This window comes from Microbacterium ureisolvens (assembly GCF_019511645.1).
Taxonomy (GTDB): domain Bacteria; phylum Actinomycetota; class Actinomycetes; order Actinomycetales; family Microbacteriaceae; genus Microbacterium; species Microbacterium ureisolvens_A.
In genome coordinates, this window is the sequence record NZ_JAEUAX010000007.1 from 111,509 (window position 1) to 126,266 (window position 14,758).

At 71.1% G+C, this 14,758-nt stretch carries 12 protein-coding genes; 3 read left to right on the plus strand and 9 right to left on the minus strand.

The window, feature by feature from the left end; all coding sequences use genetic code 11:
* Positions 1–68: 68 nt before the first annotated feature.
* Positions 69–1,058, plus strand: a complete 990-nt coding sequence (locus tag JNB61_RS13915) for an SDR family oxidoreductase (protein ID WP_220289924.1) — start codon at positions 69–71, stop codon at positions 1,056–1,058.
* 14 nt (positions 1,059–1,072) lie between these two features.
* Here JNB61_RS13915 and JNB61_RS13920 read toward each other — a convergent pair whose 3' ends face one another.
* Together JNB61_RS13920 and JNB61_RS13925 are read right to left on the minus strand one after the other, a co-directional pair.
* Positions 1,073–1,798, minus strand: a complete 726-nt coding sequence (locus JNB61_RS13920; RefSeq protein WP_220340053.1) for an ABC transporter ATP-binding protein — start codon at positions 1,796–1,798, stop codon at positions 1,073–1,075.
* Between the two features lie 65 nt (positions 1,799–1,863).
* Positions 1,864–3,333: an ABC transporter permease gene (locus JNB61_RS13925; protein ID WP_220340005.1), complete on the minus strand. Its 1,470-nt coding sequence runs from the start codon at positions 3,331–3,333 to the stop codon at positions 1,864–1,866.
* Positions 3,334–3,571: 238 nt separating this feature from the next.
* Between JNB61_RS13925 and JNB61_RS13930 the strand changes: the two genes are divergently transcribed.
* The gene (locus JNB61_RS13930; RefSeq protein WP_220289928.1) at positions 3,572–4,300 is read left to right on the plus strand and encodes a response regulator transcription factor; all 729 of its coding nucleotides are present in this window, start codon (positions 3,572–3,574) and stop codon (positions 4,298–4,300) included.
* Between the two features lie 176 nt (positions 4,301–4,476).
* A complete protein-coding gene (locus tag JNB61_RS13935; RefSeq protein WP_220290097.1) occupies positions 4,477–5,880 on the plus strand; it encodes a sensor histidine kinase in 1,404 nt (467 codons plus the stop codon).
* On the opposite strand, the gene JNB61_RS13940 is transcribed toward JNB61_RS13935, so the two are convergent.
* The 7 genes from JNB61_RS13940 to glmU form a co-directional block, all read right to left on the minus strand.
* Positions 5,867–7,429 carry an FAD-dependent oxidoreductase gene (locus JNB61_RS13940; protein ID WP_220340006.1) on the minus strand — a complete coding sequence of 521 codons (1,563 nt, stop codon included), beginning with the start codon at positions 7,427–7,429 and terminating at the stop codon, positions 5,867–5,869. The two genes, JNB61_RS13935 and JNB61_RS13940, sit on opposite strands and share 14 nt — an antisense overlap.
* Before the next feature lie 5 nt (positions 7,430–7,434).
* On the minus strand, positions 7,435–7,989 hold the full coding sequence (locus tag JNB61_RS13945) for an MOSC domain-containing protein (RefSeq protein ID WP_220340007.1): 555 nt from the start codon (positions 7,987–7,989) through the stop codon (positions 7,435–7,437).
* Positions 7,986–8,921 (minus strand): FAD:protein FMN transferase, encoded by a 936-nt coding sequence (locus tag JNB61_RS13950; RefSeq protein ID WP_220340008.1) that lies wholly within the window; start codon positions 8,919–8,921, stop codon positions 7,986–7,988. The genes JNB61_RS13945 and JNB61_RS13950 overlap by 4 nt, the downstream gene beginning before the upstream one ends.
* Before the next feature lie 3 nt (positions 8,922–8,924).
* Positions 8,925–9,395: an FMN-binding protein gene (locus JNB61_RS13955; protein ID WP_220340009.1), complete on the minus strand. Its 471-nt coding sequence runs from the start codon at positions 9,393–9,395 to the stop codon at positions 8,925–8,927.
* A gap of 71 nt (positions 9,396–9,466) precedes the next feature.
* The gene (locus JNB61_RS13960) at positions 9,467–12,226 is read right to left on the minus strand and encodes a cation-translocating P-type ATPase (RefSeq protein ID WP_159843177.1); all 2,760 of its coding nucleotides are present in this window, start codon (positions 12,224–12,226) and stop codon (positions 9,467–9,469) included.
* Positions 12,227–12,275: 49 nt separating this feature from the next.
* Positions 12,276–13,310 (minus strand): ribose-phosphate diphosphokinase, encoded by a 1,035-nt coding sequence (locus JNB61_RS13965; RefSeq protein WP_159843175.1) that lies wholly within the window; start codon positions 13,308–13,310, stop codon positions 12,276–12,278.
* Entirely contained in the window at positions 13,285–14,757 is a 1,473-nt protein-coding gene (gene glmU / locus JNB61_RS13970; RefSeq protein ID WP_159843173.1) for a bifunctional UDP-N-acetylglucosamine diphosphorylase/glucosamine-1-phosphate N-acetyltransferase GlmU, read from the minus strand. The genes JNB61_RS13965 and glmU overlap by 26 nt, the downstream gene beginning before the upstream one ends.
* Position 14,758: the final 1 nt, after the last annotated feature.

The window sequence follows — 14,758 nt, forward strand, 5'->3', positions numbered from 1 at the left end:
CAGGGTGTTCGCCCTCAGCGGGGCAGCCTCGCCGCGGTACGTCGCCGGACGGGCGTAGGCTCGCGAGGGTGACGAGCATCCTCTACATCGGCGGTACCGGAACCATCAGCGCGGCGTGCGTGCGCCGCTCGGTCGCCCTCGGGCACGACGTCGCGGTCCTGAACCGCGGCAGCGCCCGGCGGCCGCTCCCGCCGGAGGTGGAGCTCATCGAGGCCGACATCCGCAATCCTGCTGCCGTCGGCGCCGCCATCGGCGACCGTCGGTTCGATGTGGTCGCGGAGTTCCTCGCGTTCACTCCCGAGCACATCGCGAGCGACCTCGATCTCTTCGAGGGCCGCACCGGCCAGTACGTCTTCATCAGCTCGGCATCGGCGTACGAGAAGCCGCCGCGCCGCCTTCCGGTAACGGAGTCCACCCCCCTGCGCAACCCGTTCTGGCAGTACTCGCGCGACAAGATCGCCTGCGAAGACGTGCTGGTCGCGGCCCACCGCGAGCGCGGTCTGCCGGTCACGATCATCCGCCCCTCGCACACCTACGACGAACGGCTGCTGCCGACCATGGGCCACTGGAACGACATCGCCCGCATGCGCGCGGGGCGCCCGGTGATCGTCCACGGCGACGGCACGAGCCTGTGGACGATCACGCACGCCGACGACTTCGCAGTCGCCTTCACAGGCCTGCTGGGCAACCCGGCCGCGATCGGCGAGGCCTTCACCATCACCGGTACGCACGCACCCACGTGGAACCAGATCTACGGCTGGCTGGCCGACGCCGCGGGCGTCGCCTCCCCCGACCTGGTGCACGTTGCGTCCGACACCATCGCCGCGTTCGATCCCGAGCTCGGTCCGGGCCTGATCGGCGACAAGGCGCATTCGATGGTGTTCGACGTGTCGAAGGTGACGCAGCTCGTGCCCGAGTTCCGCACCACGGTGACGTTCGACGAGGGCGCGCGCCGAATCCTGGCGTACTACGACGCCCACCCCGAGGCCCAGGAGATCGACGAGGGCCGCGATGCGGTCTTCGATCGCATCGCGGCCCATGCCCGCTCGGCGGGCTGATCGGACGAGCAGGCTCAGCGGGTGATGTCGCGCACCGTGCCCTTGTCGAGGCGCAGTCGGCGCCGGGCGCGTCGCGCGACGGCCGAGTCGTGCGTCACGACGACGAGCGTGAGCCCTTCCTCGTTGAGCGACTGGAGCACGGCGAGGATCTCGTCGCGCATGCTCTCGTCGAGGTTGCCGGTGGGCTCGTCGGCGAGGAGCACGCGTGGACGCTTGACGATGGCACGCGCGATCGCGACGCGCTGCTGCTGACCGCCCGACAGCTCGCCGGGCCGGTGGTCCGCGCGCTCGGCGAGACCGACGTGCGTGAGGGCCTCGGCGACGCGTGCGCGGCGCTCGTCCCTCGACAATCCCAGCGGCTCGAGCGCCATGTCCACGTTCTCGTGAGCCGTGAGCGTCGGGATGAGGTTGAATCCCTGGAACACGAAGCCGATCTCGTGCGCGCGGATGCGGCCGAGCTCGCGGTTGTTCGCGGTCGCGATGTCGATCTCGCCGAGGTGCACCGAGCCGGTGGTGGGCCGGTCCAGCGCGCCCAGCAGCTGCAGGAGCGTCGACTTTCCGCCGCCGGTCGGGCCCTGGATCGTGACGAAATCGCCTGCCTCGATGGTGAGGTCGACGCCCGCGAGCGCCTTCACGATGCGGCCCTTCTGCGAGTAGGTGCGGGTCACGCCTTCGAGACGGTACCGCGCCGGGGGCGCAGCATCCGGAACTGATTGCGGCTCGGTGTCGATGATGGTCATGACGTGCTCTCCCGTCGGTGAGGTGAGTTCGGGTGCGGTGGGGATGTGGTCGGCCATGGGATGCCTCAACCGACCGATCGGAGCGCTTCGGCGGGGCTCAGCCGGGCCGCGCGCCAGCCGCCGAACGCGCCGGCGACGAGACCGCCTAGGACCGCGATGCCGACCGCGGCGACGACGACCCACAGGGTGATCGGTGCGGAGAGCACGATGTCGGTGCCGGCCGACTGCATGGCGCTGCCGAACGCACCGGGCCCGCCGCCCATCGGGGCGCCGCCCTCGCCACCGGGGCCGAACGTCTGCGCCGTCGGGGCTGTCGAGATCGTCGGCGAGATGAGGTTGATCGCGAGAATGCCGGCGAGGCCGATGACGAGTCCACCGACGCCGCCGATCGCGCCCTGCACGACCGACTCCCCCGCGACCTGGCCGACCACGCGGCCGTTCGACCAGCCGATGGCCTTGAGCGTGCCGAACTCGCGGGTGCGACGCGAGACGCCGGAGATCGTGAACAGCACCGCGAGGACGAGCGCCACCGCGAGGACGATGATCGAGAGCCACGTGCCGAGGTTGGTGATCAGTGACGAGGCGCTCGAGAGCGATCCCGACACGGTGGAGGCCAGGTCCGACTGCGAGCTGACGGTCGCCTCCGGCAGCTCCTCCTGGATCGCCGCCTGCACCGAGGCGATCGAGTCCGACGAGTCGGCCTGTACGTAGACCGTCGACACGACATCGCCCGCGCCGGAGAGCTCCTGCGCCACGTCGAGGGGGATGTACACGTTCGACGCGGTGTCGGCCTCGTCCGAGGTGGACGTGACGATGCCGACGACCTCGAAGTCCTGGCCGCCGACGTCGATGGTGTCGCCGACGGCGAGCTCCGCCGTGGTGGCGTAGGTCGCATCGAGCACGGCCACATACGCGCCCTCGTCGGAGGACTCGAGGCCGCGACCGTCGGACACCTCCACGGCCGACAGCGGGCCGACCGCGTCCGCCGACGGATCGATGCCCAGAACCGTGAACGAGTCGACGTCGAACGAGCCGCCGCCGAAGCTGCCGCCCTCCCCCTGCTGCGGCGGCTGCGCCTGCGTCACGTCGCCCTCGGCGCCGTCGGCCGGGCGCTGCGGCAGCTCTCCCGAGAAGGTCGAGTTCGTGAGGCTCAGTGCCCCGGACGCCGCGGCGACGCCCTCCACCTCCGCGACCGTTTCGACGGTGGAGGCGTCGAGCGTGCCGCGCATGAAGTCCGTCATGAGGCGGGACTGACTCAGCTCGGTCGTACCGTCGTCGGTCGTCGAGCCGGCGTCCTCGCCGAAATCGAAGCGCGCGCCGCCGCCCTCACCGGGCTCCGCCTGGGCTCCGGTGACCGTGAGGTCGGTGCCGACGCCGTAGACGGACTCGAGCGCCTTCGCCTGTGCGGAGCTCACCCCCGCGGCGAGCGAGTTCACGATCATCACGAGCGCGATGGCGATCGCGAGGCCGGCGGCCACGATGATCGTCTGCTTCTTGCGGCCGGCCAGCTCCCGCCGCAGATAGGTCATGTACATGGGTCTCCTCCTGGGCGGGCGGAATGCCGGCCGTCGTCGTGACGCTACGAAGGGATGTGATGCGCCTCTCCAGCGGGAGCTAGGTGCGACCTATGAAGGCGACAGCGCAGTCGCGAGGCGAGAGCTGAGGAGCGCCGGGTTCCCGACTCGCAGCCTTCCTTTCGGGAGCGGCCGATCTCACAGCCGCTGCATAGCCGGCTCCATAGGAACCGCATAGGAAGGCGTCCACAATGGACGCATGACCAACCCCGCACCGGCACTCCTGCGTCCCGACGGCTCGAACCTCCGCGTCCTCGTGGTCGACGACGAGCAGATGCTCACCGACCTGCTGTCGATGGCGCTGCGCATGGAGGGTTGGGAGGTCCGCACCGCGGGCTCCGGCTTCGAGGCGCTGCAATCGGCGCGCGAGTTCGAGCCCGATGCGATGGTGCTCGACATCATGATGCCCGATCTCGACGGCATGGCCGTGCTGCAGCGGCTGCGTCAGGCCGGCGACGACGTGCCGGTGCTGTTCCTGACCGCCAAGGACGCCGTGACGGACCGGGTCGCGGGGCTCACCGCCGGAGGCGACGACTACGTCACGAAGCCCTTCAGCCTCGAAGAGGTGGTCGCACGCCTGCGCGGGCTGATGCGTCGCGCCGGCACCGCCCATGCCGCGGGCGCCGAGCCGATCCTCCGCGTCGGGGACCTCACCCTGAACGAGGACAGCCACGAGGTCGAGCGCGCGGGCTCCGAGATCGAGCTCACCGCGACCGAGTTCGAGCTGCTGCGCTACCTCATGCGCAACCAGCGTCGCGTGGTGTCGAAGGCGCAGATCCTGGACCGCGTGTGGAACTACGACTTCGGCGGCCGCTCCAGCGTCGTTGAGCTCTACATCTCGTACCTTCGCAGGAAGATCGACGCGGGCCACGAGCCCCTCATCCACACCGTGCGCGGCGTCGGATACATGATCAAGGCGCCGCAGTGACGTCCGACGGGAACCCCACGACGGGGACAGTGGCGGATGCCTCGGCCGGCGCAGACGCGCGGGCAGAGGCATCCGGTGACTTCGTGGAAGCCCCGGCCGAGGCGCTCCCCCGCCGCGCGCCGTGGACGCTGCAGCGCCGGCTCATCGTCACCGTCGTCGGCATCACGTCGTTCATCATGGTGCTCGTCGCCGTCGCGACCAGCGCGATCCTCGGCCAGGTGCTGGAACAGCAGCTGGAGGCGGAGGTGAAGTCCGCCCAGCAGAGTGTCGAGTTCATGCGCGTGCCCATCGCCTCCGGATTCACCGCGCAGCAGATCCTCGAGCAGCAGCCGGCGCCGCGTCCAGGGTTCTTCCTCGCCGTCGAGTCGACGCGCGGCGAGCCTTCGGCCGCGGTCGTCGACTCCGAGGGCGACGTCGTCGCCCTCACGGACGACCAGATTCAGTCCATCGCCGACAGCCTGAAGAACCAGCGCGGGCAGTTCGTCGTGACGATCGACGGACTCGGCACCTACCGCATCGAAGGGGTCCCACTGGGAAACGCCTTCGCGATCGTCGGCCTGTCTCGCGCCGGGATCACCGAGACCCTCTCCCGGATGCTGATCACGATCGGCCTCCTCACGGCGGGCGGCCTGCTCCTCCTCGCCGTCGCGACCGCCTGGACGATCCGCCGAGGGCTGGCTCCGCTGCGCGCCGTCGCCGACACCGCCGCGCGGGTGTCGTCGCTGCAGCTGGACCAGGGCGAGGTCTCGATCGCGGAACGGGTGCCGGTGCGGCAGGCCGACCCGCGCACCGAGGTGGGACGCGTCGGGGCGGCCCTCAACACGCTGCTCGATCACGTCGACGAGTCGCTCACCGCCCGCCAGCGCAACGAAGAGCGCATGCGCAGCTTCGTCGCCGACGCCAGCCACGAACTGCGCACGCCCCTCGCGTCGATCCGCGGGTACTCCGAGCTGTCGCTCACGGCGCTGGGCCGCGGGCAGAGCACGGCGCTCGAGACGACCGAGGCGTCGCTGGAGCGCATCCAGGCGCAGTCGCTGCGCATGACCTCGCTCGTCGAGGACCTGCTGCTGCTCGCCCGGCTCGACGAGGGCCAGGAGCTCGTCTACGGCACCGTGGACCTGACCCGGCTCGCGATCGACGCGGTCGCCGACGTCACGCCCACAGGGCCCGACCACGAGTGGGTGCTCGAGGTGGGCGACGAGCCGGTTCTCATCGCCGGAGACACCGGACGCCTGCACCAGGTCGCCGCGAACCTGCTCGCCAACGCCCGCACGCACACGCCGGCCGGCACCACGGTCACCGTGAGCGTGTCGCGCAACGGTCACGACGCGATCCTCCGCGTGCACGATGACGGCCCGGGGATCGACCCCTCGATCAAGGACGAGCTCTTCGAGCGCTTCTCCCGCGCCGATCGCTCACGTGCCCGTCAGACCGGCGGCACCGGCCTCGGGCTCTCGATCGCCCGTGCCATCGTCGACGCCCACGGCGGCAGCATCCGTGTCGAAAGCGCGCCCGGCGACACCACCTTCGAGGTGCGTCTGCCCGCTCGCCCCGCCGACCCCGTGGTCAGTAGCCGCTGAAGGCGTCGGTCGTGATCGAGCGGGCCTTCTCGAGCGCGGGGGCGAGCTCGGCGATCAGGCCCGCCGGGCCGGAGATGTACGCGTGGCGCGCGGCGATGTCGGGCACGACCCTCACGAGGCCGTCGGCGTCGAGGCGCACGCCCTGCGCCCACGTCCAGTGGGCGGGGAGGTCGGCAGGCCGGTCGCGCGTGAACACCACGACGCGGGCTCCGGATGCCTCGATCTCATCGCGGTACGCCAGCTCCGAGGAGTCCGACGCGACGTAGACCAGGACCACGTCGCGGTCGAGGCCCATCGCCCTCGCCTGGCCGAGCTGTGACACGAACGGCGTCACGCCGATGCCGGCTGCGACCATGAGGATCGGCGCGGCGTCGCGCTTGGGGAGCAGGAAGTCGCCCCACACGCCGGTGATGGCGAGCTCGTCCCCGGGCTCGACCAGCGCGAGCGCCTTCTTGTACGAGCTGAGCGCCTGTGAGGTCTTCCCCTCCTTGAAGGCGACCTTGACGAACGGCAGGTCGGCCGGCGCCGACGCGATGCTGAACTCGCGGCGCGTGCCGCGCGCGTCGGGGTGGCGGTGCGGCACCTCGAGCTCGAGGTACTGGCCGGGCAGGAACGCGAGCCGGTCGTGCACGCGGAACGTGAGCTCCTGGACGGTCGGGGTCGGCTCCGAACGCGCGACGAGCGTGAGCCGCACCGCGGTGCGCACGGCGAACGCGAAGGCCACGAGGTTGCCGACCAGGAGCGCGCGCTCCTGGCCGAGGGTGATGTCGCCGACCGGGATCGGCCAGCCCGCGAGCACCCCCACGACACCGGCGACGACGAACTGCTGCCAGCGGCGCGGTGGGAGCGTCAGCGGCTCGGAGAGCATGAACGCGCCGAGGAAGAGGAACGGCGACGACCACAGGACCGGCCAGAGGAGATCCAGCACCTCGGTCTGGAGGCCCGCCTGCTGGTACTGCACCGAGGTGCGGATGACGGCGACCGCGACCGCGACCACGAGGAACACCGCGATGACGCGCACCTTCTCGGTGCGCACGAGGACGGCCAGGCCCAGCAGGATCACCGGCGCGGCGAGCGCGGGCGTGCCCACCCACCACGCCGAGGCGCCCAGCGCGGGCCACGCGAGGCTCAGGAGGGTCAGGACGGTCGCGCCGACCGCCGCGGGGTTGAAGATGTGGCGGCCGCGCCATGCGAGCACGTACTTCGACAGCGAGGCGACGGCCGCAGCGATCGCGATCCCGATGAGCCCGACCAGCTCGTACGTCGGACGCAGCACGAACAGGAGGATGTGCGCCGTGATGAGCGACGATTCGAGCCGCCACGGGAGCTTCAGCACGCGCTGGGCGGCGGCATCCACCCCCACGCACACGGCCGAGAGCACGACCAGCGTCGCGATCAGCTCGAGGGGGTCGGGCCCGACGAGGCCGAAGAGAGACAGCAGCACCGCCACGACGGCGAGCGCGGCGAGCGCGAAATAGGCGAGGCGGTACATCGACATGCGGCCGAGCACCGCGAAGACGCGGTTCCAGAGGGCGGTGAGCGATCCCATGCGCGTCACACCGGCTGGAGGGGCTCGAAACGACCCGCAGGCGGGAGGGCACGGATGCGGTCGCCCGGGCGGACGATGCCACCCGTGAGGACGACCGACATGACACCGGCCAGCCGCACCGTGGCGCCCGTGTCGTCGACGTGGACCAGTTCCTTCATGAGCCCTTCCGAGAGTCCGTTGATCTGCGCACAGGGGTTGCGGAGCCCGGTGATCTCGATCACGGCGTCCTCCCCCAGCTCGAGCCGCGTGCCGCGCGAAAGCCCGAGCAGATCGATGCCGGCGGTCGTGATGTTCTCGCCGAGAGCTCCGGGGGTCACCGCGTGTCCGCGGTCGGCCATGTCGTCGAACAGCTCGGCGTGGATGAGGTGCACCTGCCGGAGGTTCGGCGTCGACGGGTCCCGCTTGATGCGGGAGAGGTGCTGCACGGTGGCGCCGGCGTGGGCGTCACCCTCGACGCCGACCCCGGCGATCAGGGTGATGCTCTCGCGCGCCGGCTTGCTGAAGCGATGCGCGTCGTCGCGCGCGACGGCGACGACGTGTCCGGGGAGGGGCTCGGTCACCGTTCCAGGCTATTCGCTCGCGCACCGGGCGCGGTCCGCGCCCCGCTGCCGGGGCGCACGAAGAGGTCGGCGCGGCAGCCGGGCGACCACTCGACGCGGCCGTCGGTGGTCATGCGCACCCACTCGACGCCCCACTCGTGCGCGAGGCGCGGGCCGCCGTCGAAGAACAGCGCCGTCGCGACCGCGTCGGCGGTCATCGCGTCGGGCGCCACCGCCCACGTCGCCGCGATGGTCCTGACCGGCTGTCCGGTGCGCGCGTCGAGCACGTGGTGCAACGTCGTCCCTGTCGCCGACGGCCACGCGCGCCGGTTGATCGCGGACGCGCAGAGCGCAGCATCCACCAGCTCCCACACCCCGATCGCGCGTCGCGGATCGAACGGATGCTCCAGCCCGATGCGCTGCGGACGCCCCCGCACGGCGAGGTCCCCACCGGCGTCGACGGTGATGTCCGCGGACTCGGTGAGCGACAGGAGGCCGAGCACGAGATCGACCAGACGGCCCTTGCCGAGCGCACCGACGTCGAGTGCAGCGGGTTCGGCGAGCGCGAGGCGACCGCTGTGCCAGTCGAGCCGCTCGCGCCAGTCGACGGGCGCGGCGACCGGCCCGGCGTCGTGGAACGAGTAGCGGGCGTCGTAGCCGAGCGCGTCGAGGGACGCGCCGACGAGCGGATTGACCGCGCCGTCGGTCGCGTCCGACACCGCGGCGAGGGCGTCGAGCATAGGCGCCGCGTCCTCGGGCGCGGGGATCGATCCCCCGGTGCGAGCCAGTGCGCTCACGTCGGAGTCGGGCCGGAACCGCGACCATGCGCGGTCGAACGCCTCGATCCGCGCGGTCACCTCCTCGCGCACGGCCGCGGGAAGCGGGCGCTCGGTGACGATCTCCCACGTCGTGCCGATGGCGTCGAAGCGCCAGGACGCCGGCACAGGGTCCATGGGCTAATTCGCCGCTTCGGACTTGATCGCCTCGATGGCCTCGTTGAACCCACCGCTGGTGAGCGACGACCCGGCGACGCGGCTCACCTGGAGGTCGTCGATGTCCTCCCCGACCACCGCGTCGGCGATGCCACCGATGAACTGGCTCTGGTACTGCTCGGACTCGCGCTTCTGCGGGTCGCCGGTGACCTCGACCGCCGTGATGGTGTCGTCCTCGAGGGTCACCGTGACGGTGATGGTCTCCACGGACTCGGGCGTCGCGTAGGAGCCGTCCGCCGTGTAGGTGCCGTCGGCGTACGCGCCGGAACCGGTCGAGCCCGTGTCCGTCGAGGACGACGATCCGGTGTCGGGCGTAGCCTGTTCCTCGGCCTCCGAGGCGGTGGCGGCGCACCCCGAGAGGAGGGCGATACCCGCGACGGCGGTCAGAGCCGCTCCGGCGCGGACGGGGCGGGAAGGAAGTCGGCTGCCGGTCATGGCGGTCCTCCTGGCTCGGGTCGGGCTCGTGCGGCGGGATGTCGCGTCGGATCGAATCCTGTCAAGCCCGCCTATGAGCCGGCTTTGAGCGCCGCAGCGGCACGTGATGAGCGCTGCCGCGCACGGATCACCGCCTTCAGCACCTCCACCGCCAGGAAGATGCCGATCGACACGAGGACCGGGAGGATCCAGGATGCGGCGGGCACCGGTCGCGACTCGAACAGCACGTTCATGAACGGCACGTAGGTGTAGATCAGCTGCAGCACCACGAGCGCGATGGCCGACCACCACACCGTGCGATTGCCGCGCAGCACGTCGATCGTCAGGCTCGAGCGGGACAGGAACCGGCAGTTGAAGAGGAATGCGAGCTGCCCGAACGCGAGCATGAGCACCGCCTCGGTGCGCGCCACCTCGATGTCGGCTCCGGTCGCCGCGACGCCGTAGAACACGCCCATCGCCGCGCCGCCGATGAGCAGCGACACGACGAGGATGAAGCCCAGCTCGCCGCGGTCGATGATCGGGCCTCCGGTCGCGCGAGGCGGACGGCGCATGATGCCGCGCTCGGCCGGCTCGTACGCGAGGGCGAGGGAGAGCGTGACGGCGGTGACCATGTTCACCCACAGGACCTGGACGCTGGTGAGCGGCAGCGCGAGGCCGAACACCACCGCGACCAGGATCACCAGGGACTGGGCGCCGTTCGTCGGCAGCAGGAAGACGATCGACTTGCGCAGGTTGTCGTAGATGCGCCGGCCCTCGGCGATGGCGCTGCGGATGGTCGCGAAGTTGTCGTCGGCGAGGACGAACTCCGCCGCTTCCTTCGTCGCCTCGGTGCCCTTGATGCCCATCGCGATGCCGACATCCGCGCGGGTGAGCGCCGGGGCGTCGTTGACGCCGTCTCCGGTCATCGCCACGACCTCGCCGTGCGACTGCAGCGCTCGCACGATGCGGATCTTGTGCTCAGGACTCGTGCGCGCATAGACGTCGACGTCGCGCACCACCTCACGCAGCTGCTCCTGGGTGAGCGCCTCGAGCTCGGCGCCGGTGAGCACCTCGGCGTCGGCGCCCGCGAGGCCCATCTCGTGGGCGATCGCCAGGGCGGTGCCCGCGTGGTCGCCGGTGATCATCTTCACGCGGATTCCGGCGGCGTGGCAGTCCGCGATCGCCTCGACGGCTTCGGGCCGGGGTGGATCGACGATCCCCCAGAGGCCGATGAACTCGAGGTCGACCAGGTCGTCGAGTGCGAACTCCTCGGTCGTCGCACGCACGGGCTTGCGCGCCGCCGCCAGCACGCGCAGGCCCTGGCCGCTCAGCGCGGCGACCGCCGCGTCCCATCGCGCGAGGTCGAGCGGTTCCGACCCGTCGGCGCCGCGCTGCGTCAGCGAGCGCTCGAGCAGGCGGTCGGGCGCGCCCTTCACGAGGATCGCCCGCGACACCTCGCCGGCCTCGCCGCCGGAGCGCGCGCCCTCGTTGAGCGTCGCCATGAGCTTGTTCGCCGAGTCGAACGGGATGACCGCGACCCGGCGTCCGCCGGCACTGCCGACGCCGCCCTTGATCGCGACGGCTTTGAGCGCTCCCTCGGTCGGCTCGCCGACGAGGCTCCACGTCCCATCATCGCCCTGCACGATGTGCGCATCGTTGCACAGGGTGGCGATCGCGAGGATGGCGGCCAGATCGCCTCGGGGCGCAGCATCCGTCCCCTGGGTGCCCGCCCGCACGATCTCGCCCTCCGGTGCGTAGCCGAGGCCGGTGACGTCGTACTCCGCGAGCGGGGTGACGATGTGACGCACGGTCATCTCGTTGCGGGTGAGCGTGCCCGTCTTGTCGGAGCACACCGTGGTGACCGAGCCGAGCGCCTCGACCGCGGGGAGCTTGCGCGTGATGGCGTTGTGGCGCGCCATCTGCTGCACGCCGATGGCGAGCGTGATCGTCACGAGCGCCGGGAGCCCCTCGGGGATCGCCGCGACGGCGAAGCCGATGGCCGCCGAGATCAGCTCGTCGAAGGGCATGCCGTGCAGGAAGCGGCCGATCATCAGCATGACCGCGGCCATGCCCAGGATCACGACGGTCAGCACGCGGCCGAAGCTGTCGAGTTGACGCGTGAGCGGCGTGTCCAGTGCGTCGGCCTCGTCGGCCAGGCTCTGGATGCGGCCGAGCTCGGTCGTCGGCCCCGTCGCGGTGACGACGCCGCGGCCCTGCCCCGCACTCACGATCGTGCCCGAGAACGCCATCGAACCGCGGTCGCCCACGCCCGCGTCGGCGTCGACGGGGTCGGTCGTCTTGGACGACGGCACCGACTCCCCCGTGAGCGCGGCCTCGTCGATGCGAAGCTGGTGGGCCTGCAGCAGCCGCAGGTCCGCGGGCACCTTGTCGCCCGGCATCAGCCGGACCACGTCGCCGGGCACGAGATCAGCCGCCGGGACCGTGACCCAGCCGCCGTCCCGCCGCGCGCCGGCGTCGGCCGACAGCATCCCGCGGATCCCCGCGAGCGCCTTCTCGGCGCGCCCCTCCTGGACGTAGCCGATCACGGCGTTGATTATCGCGACCACCATGATCACCCAGAAGTCGAGCCAGTCGCCCATGAGCGCCTTGATGACGGCGGCGCCCAGCAGGATGTAGATCAACGTGTCGTTGAAGTGCGCGAGGAAGCGCAGCCAGCCCGGCTTGCGCTCCGGCTCGGGCAGCCGGTTGGGCCCGGCGATCTCGAGCCGTTCCGCCGCCTCGGCGGTGCGCAGCCCGCCGGCGTCCGCCTCGAGATGCGCGAGCACGTCGTCCGAGGGCATCGCCCAGGGACGCGCCACGGTCAGACGTGCTTCCGTCAGCGGCTGCGACATGCTGATTCGTCCTTCCGTCGCCGCCGGGAGGCTCGACTCGCTGCCGGCGTCAGGCGGCTCCGTCGAACATGCTGGTGACGGAGCCGTCCTCGAACACTTCGTGGATCGCACGTGCGAGCAGGGGTGCGATAGGCAGAATCGTAAGGCTTGGGAAGCGCTTCTCGGCGGGGAGCGGCACCGTGTCGGTCACGACGACCTCGTCGATCGCCGGGCTCTGCAGACGCTGCGCCGCCGGATCGCTGAAGATCGCGTGCGTCGCCGCCACGATCACCTTCACCGCGCCGTTCGCCTTGAGCGCCTCGGCGGCCTTCACGATCGTGCCGCCGGTGTCGATCATGTCGTCGACCAGGAGGCAGACCCGCCCGTCGACGGCGCCGACGATCTCGTTGACCGTGACCTGGTTGGCGACGTTCGGGTCACGGCGCTTGTGGATGATCGCGAGCGGCGCGCCCAGGCTGTCGGACCACTGGTCGGCGACGCGCACGCGCCCGGTGTCGGGCGAGACGACGGTCAGCCGCTCGCGGTCTTGCGCGCTCAGCGTGCTCTCGAAGTACTCGAGCAGCACGGGCTTGGCGAACAGGTGATCGACGGGGCCGTCGAAGAAGCCCTGGATCTGCGCGGCGTGCAGGTCGACGCTCATGACGCGGTCGGCGCCCGCGGTCTTGAAGAGGTCGGCGACGAGGCGGGCGCTGATCGGCTCGCGGCCACGGCCCTTCTTGTCCTGCCGGGAATACGGGAAGTACGGTGCGACGACGGTGATCCGCTTGGCCGACGCGCGCTTGGCGGCGTCGAGCATGATGAGCGTCTCCATCATCCACTCGTTGACCGGTGGTCCGAAGCTCTGGATGAGGAACAGGTCGCAGCCGCGGATCGAGACCTCGAAACGGGTCAGGATCTCCCCCGACGCGAACGTGCGGTACTCGGTCGGCACGAGCTCCGTGCTCAGCTGCGCAGCGACCTCGGCCGCGAGCTCGGGATGCGAGCTTCCCCGTGCGACCACGAGGCGCTTCTTCGTCTTCGCGACGAGTCCCGGGGCGATGTCGTTCGCCCGGTCGAGCTCAACGGTCTTCTTCTTGCGCGCCATCGTCCGCCTTCTGTGCGCTGCGGGCCTTGGCGGCGACGTCCGCCGCTCCGGTACCCGGTCTGTTCTTCTCGACCCACCCCTCGACGTTGCGCTGAGGGGCGACGCTGAGAGCGAGGGCACCGGCGGGCACATCCTTGCGGATGACCGCCCCCGCCCCGGTCTTCGCGCCGTCTCCGATCCTAACGGGCGCCACGAAGACGTTGTGCGAGCCGGAGTGGACCTCGTCGCCGATCTCGGTGCGGTGCTTCGTCAGGTCGTCGTAGTTCGCGGTGATCGCGCCGGCGCCCAGGTTGACGTGCTTGCCGATCGTGGTGTCGCCGATGTACGACAGGTGCGGCACCTTGCTGCCCTCGCCGATCGTCGAGTTCTTGGTCTCCACGAAGGTGCCGATCTTGCCCTTGTCGCCGAGGTACGTGCCCGGGCGCAGGTAGGCGAACGGTCCCACGGTGGCCTTGGCGCCGATGACGGCCAGCGTCGCGTCGGTGCGGGTGACGGTGGCGTCCTCCCCGACCTCGCAGTCGACGAGGCTGGTGTCGGGCCCGACGGTCGCACCGCTCGCGATGACGGTGGTGCGCAGGATGTGCGTGTTGGGCAGCACCGTGACGTCGGGGGCCAACTTCGCGTCGACGTCGATCCACGTCGTCGCGGGGTCGATGATCGTCGCCCCCTCGAGCTGCCAGTGACGGACGATGCGCGCGTTCAGCACGCGGGCCGCCTCGGCCAGCTGCACGCGGTCGTTCACGCCGAGGGCGGCCGCGGCATCGGGGGCCGTCTGCGCCGCCACGAGCAGGCCGTCGCCGCGCAAGAGCGCGACGACATCCGTCAGATACTTCTCGCCCTGCGCGTTCGCGGTGCCGACGAGCGCCAGCTCGGTGCGCAGCGCCTGGATCTGGAAGACGTACACCCCCGCGTTGATCTCGGTGACGGACGCCTCGTCCGCGGTGGCATCCTTCTGCTCGACGATGCGCGACACGGCACCGTCGGCGTCGCGGATCACACGGCCGTAGCCGGTGGCGTCGTCGAGCGAGGCGCTGAGCACGGTCGCGGCGACGGCACGGTCGCGGTGCGTGCGCACGAGCGCGGCGAGCGTGTCGGCTTCCAGGAGCGGCACGTCCCCGCTGAGGACGAGCACGTCGCCGGCGAAGTCGCCGAGGGCGTCGAGCGCCACCTCCACCGCGCGGCCGGTGCCCGGGATGTCGTCCTGGTCGACGACCACCGCTGCGGGCACCGCCTTCACCACGGCGTCGGCGACGAGGTCGCGCTCGTGGCGCACGACGACGACGACGCGCTCGGGCTCGAGGGCGATCGCGGTGTCGAGCACGTGCCCGACGAGCGGACGCCCGCCGATGCGGTGCAGCACCTTGGGCACCGAGGACTTCATGCGCGTGCCTTGTCCTGCGGCCAGGACGATGACGGCCAGTGCGTTGTCGCGGGTCGTGTCGGTCATG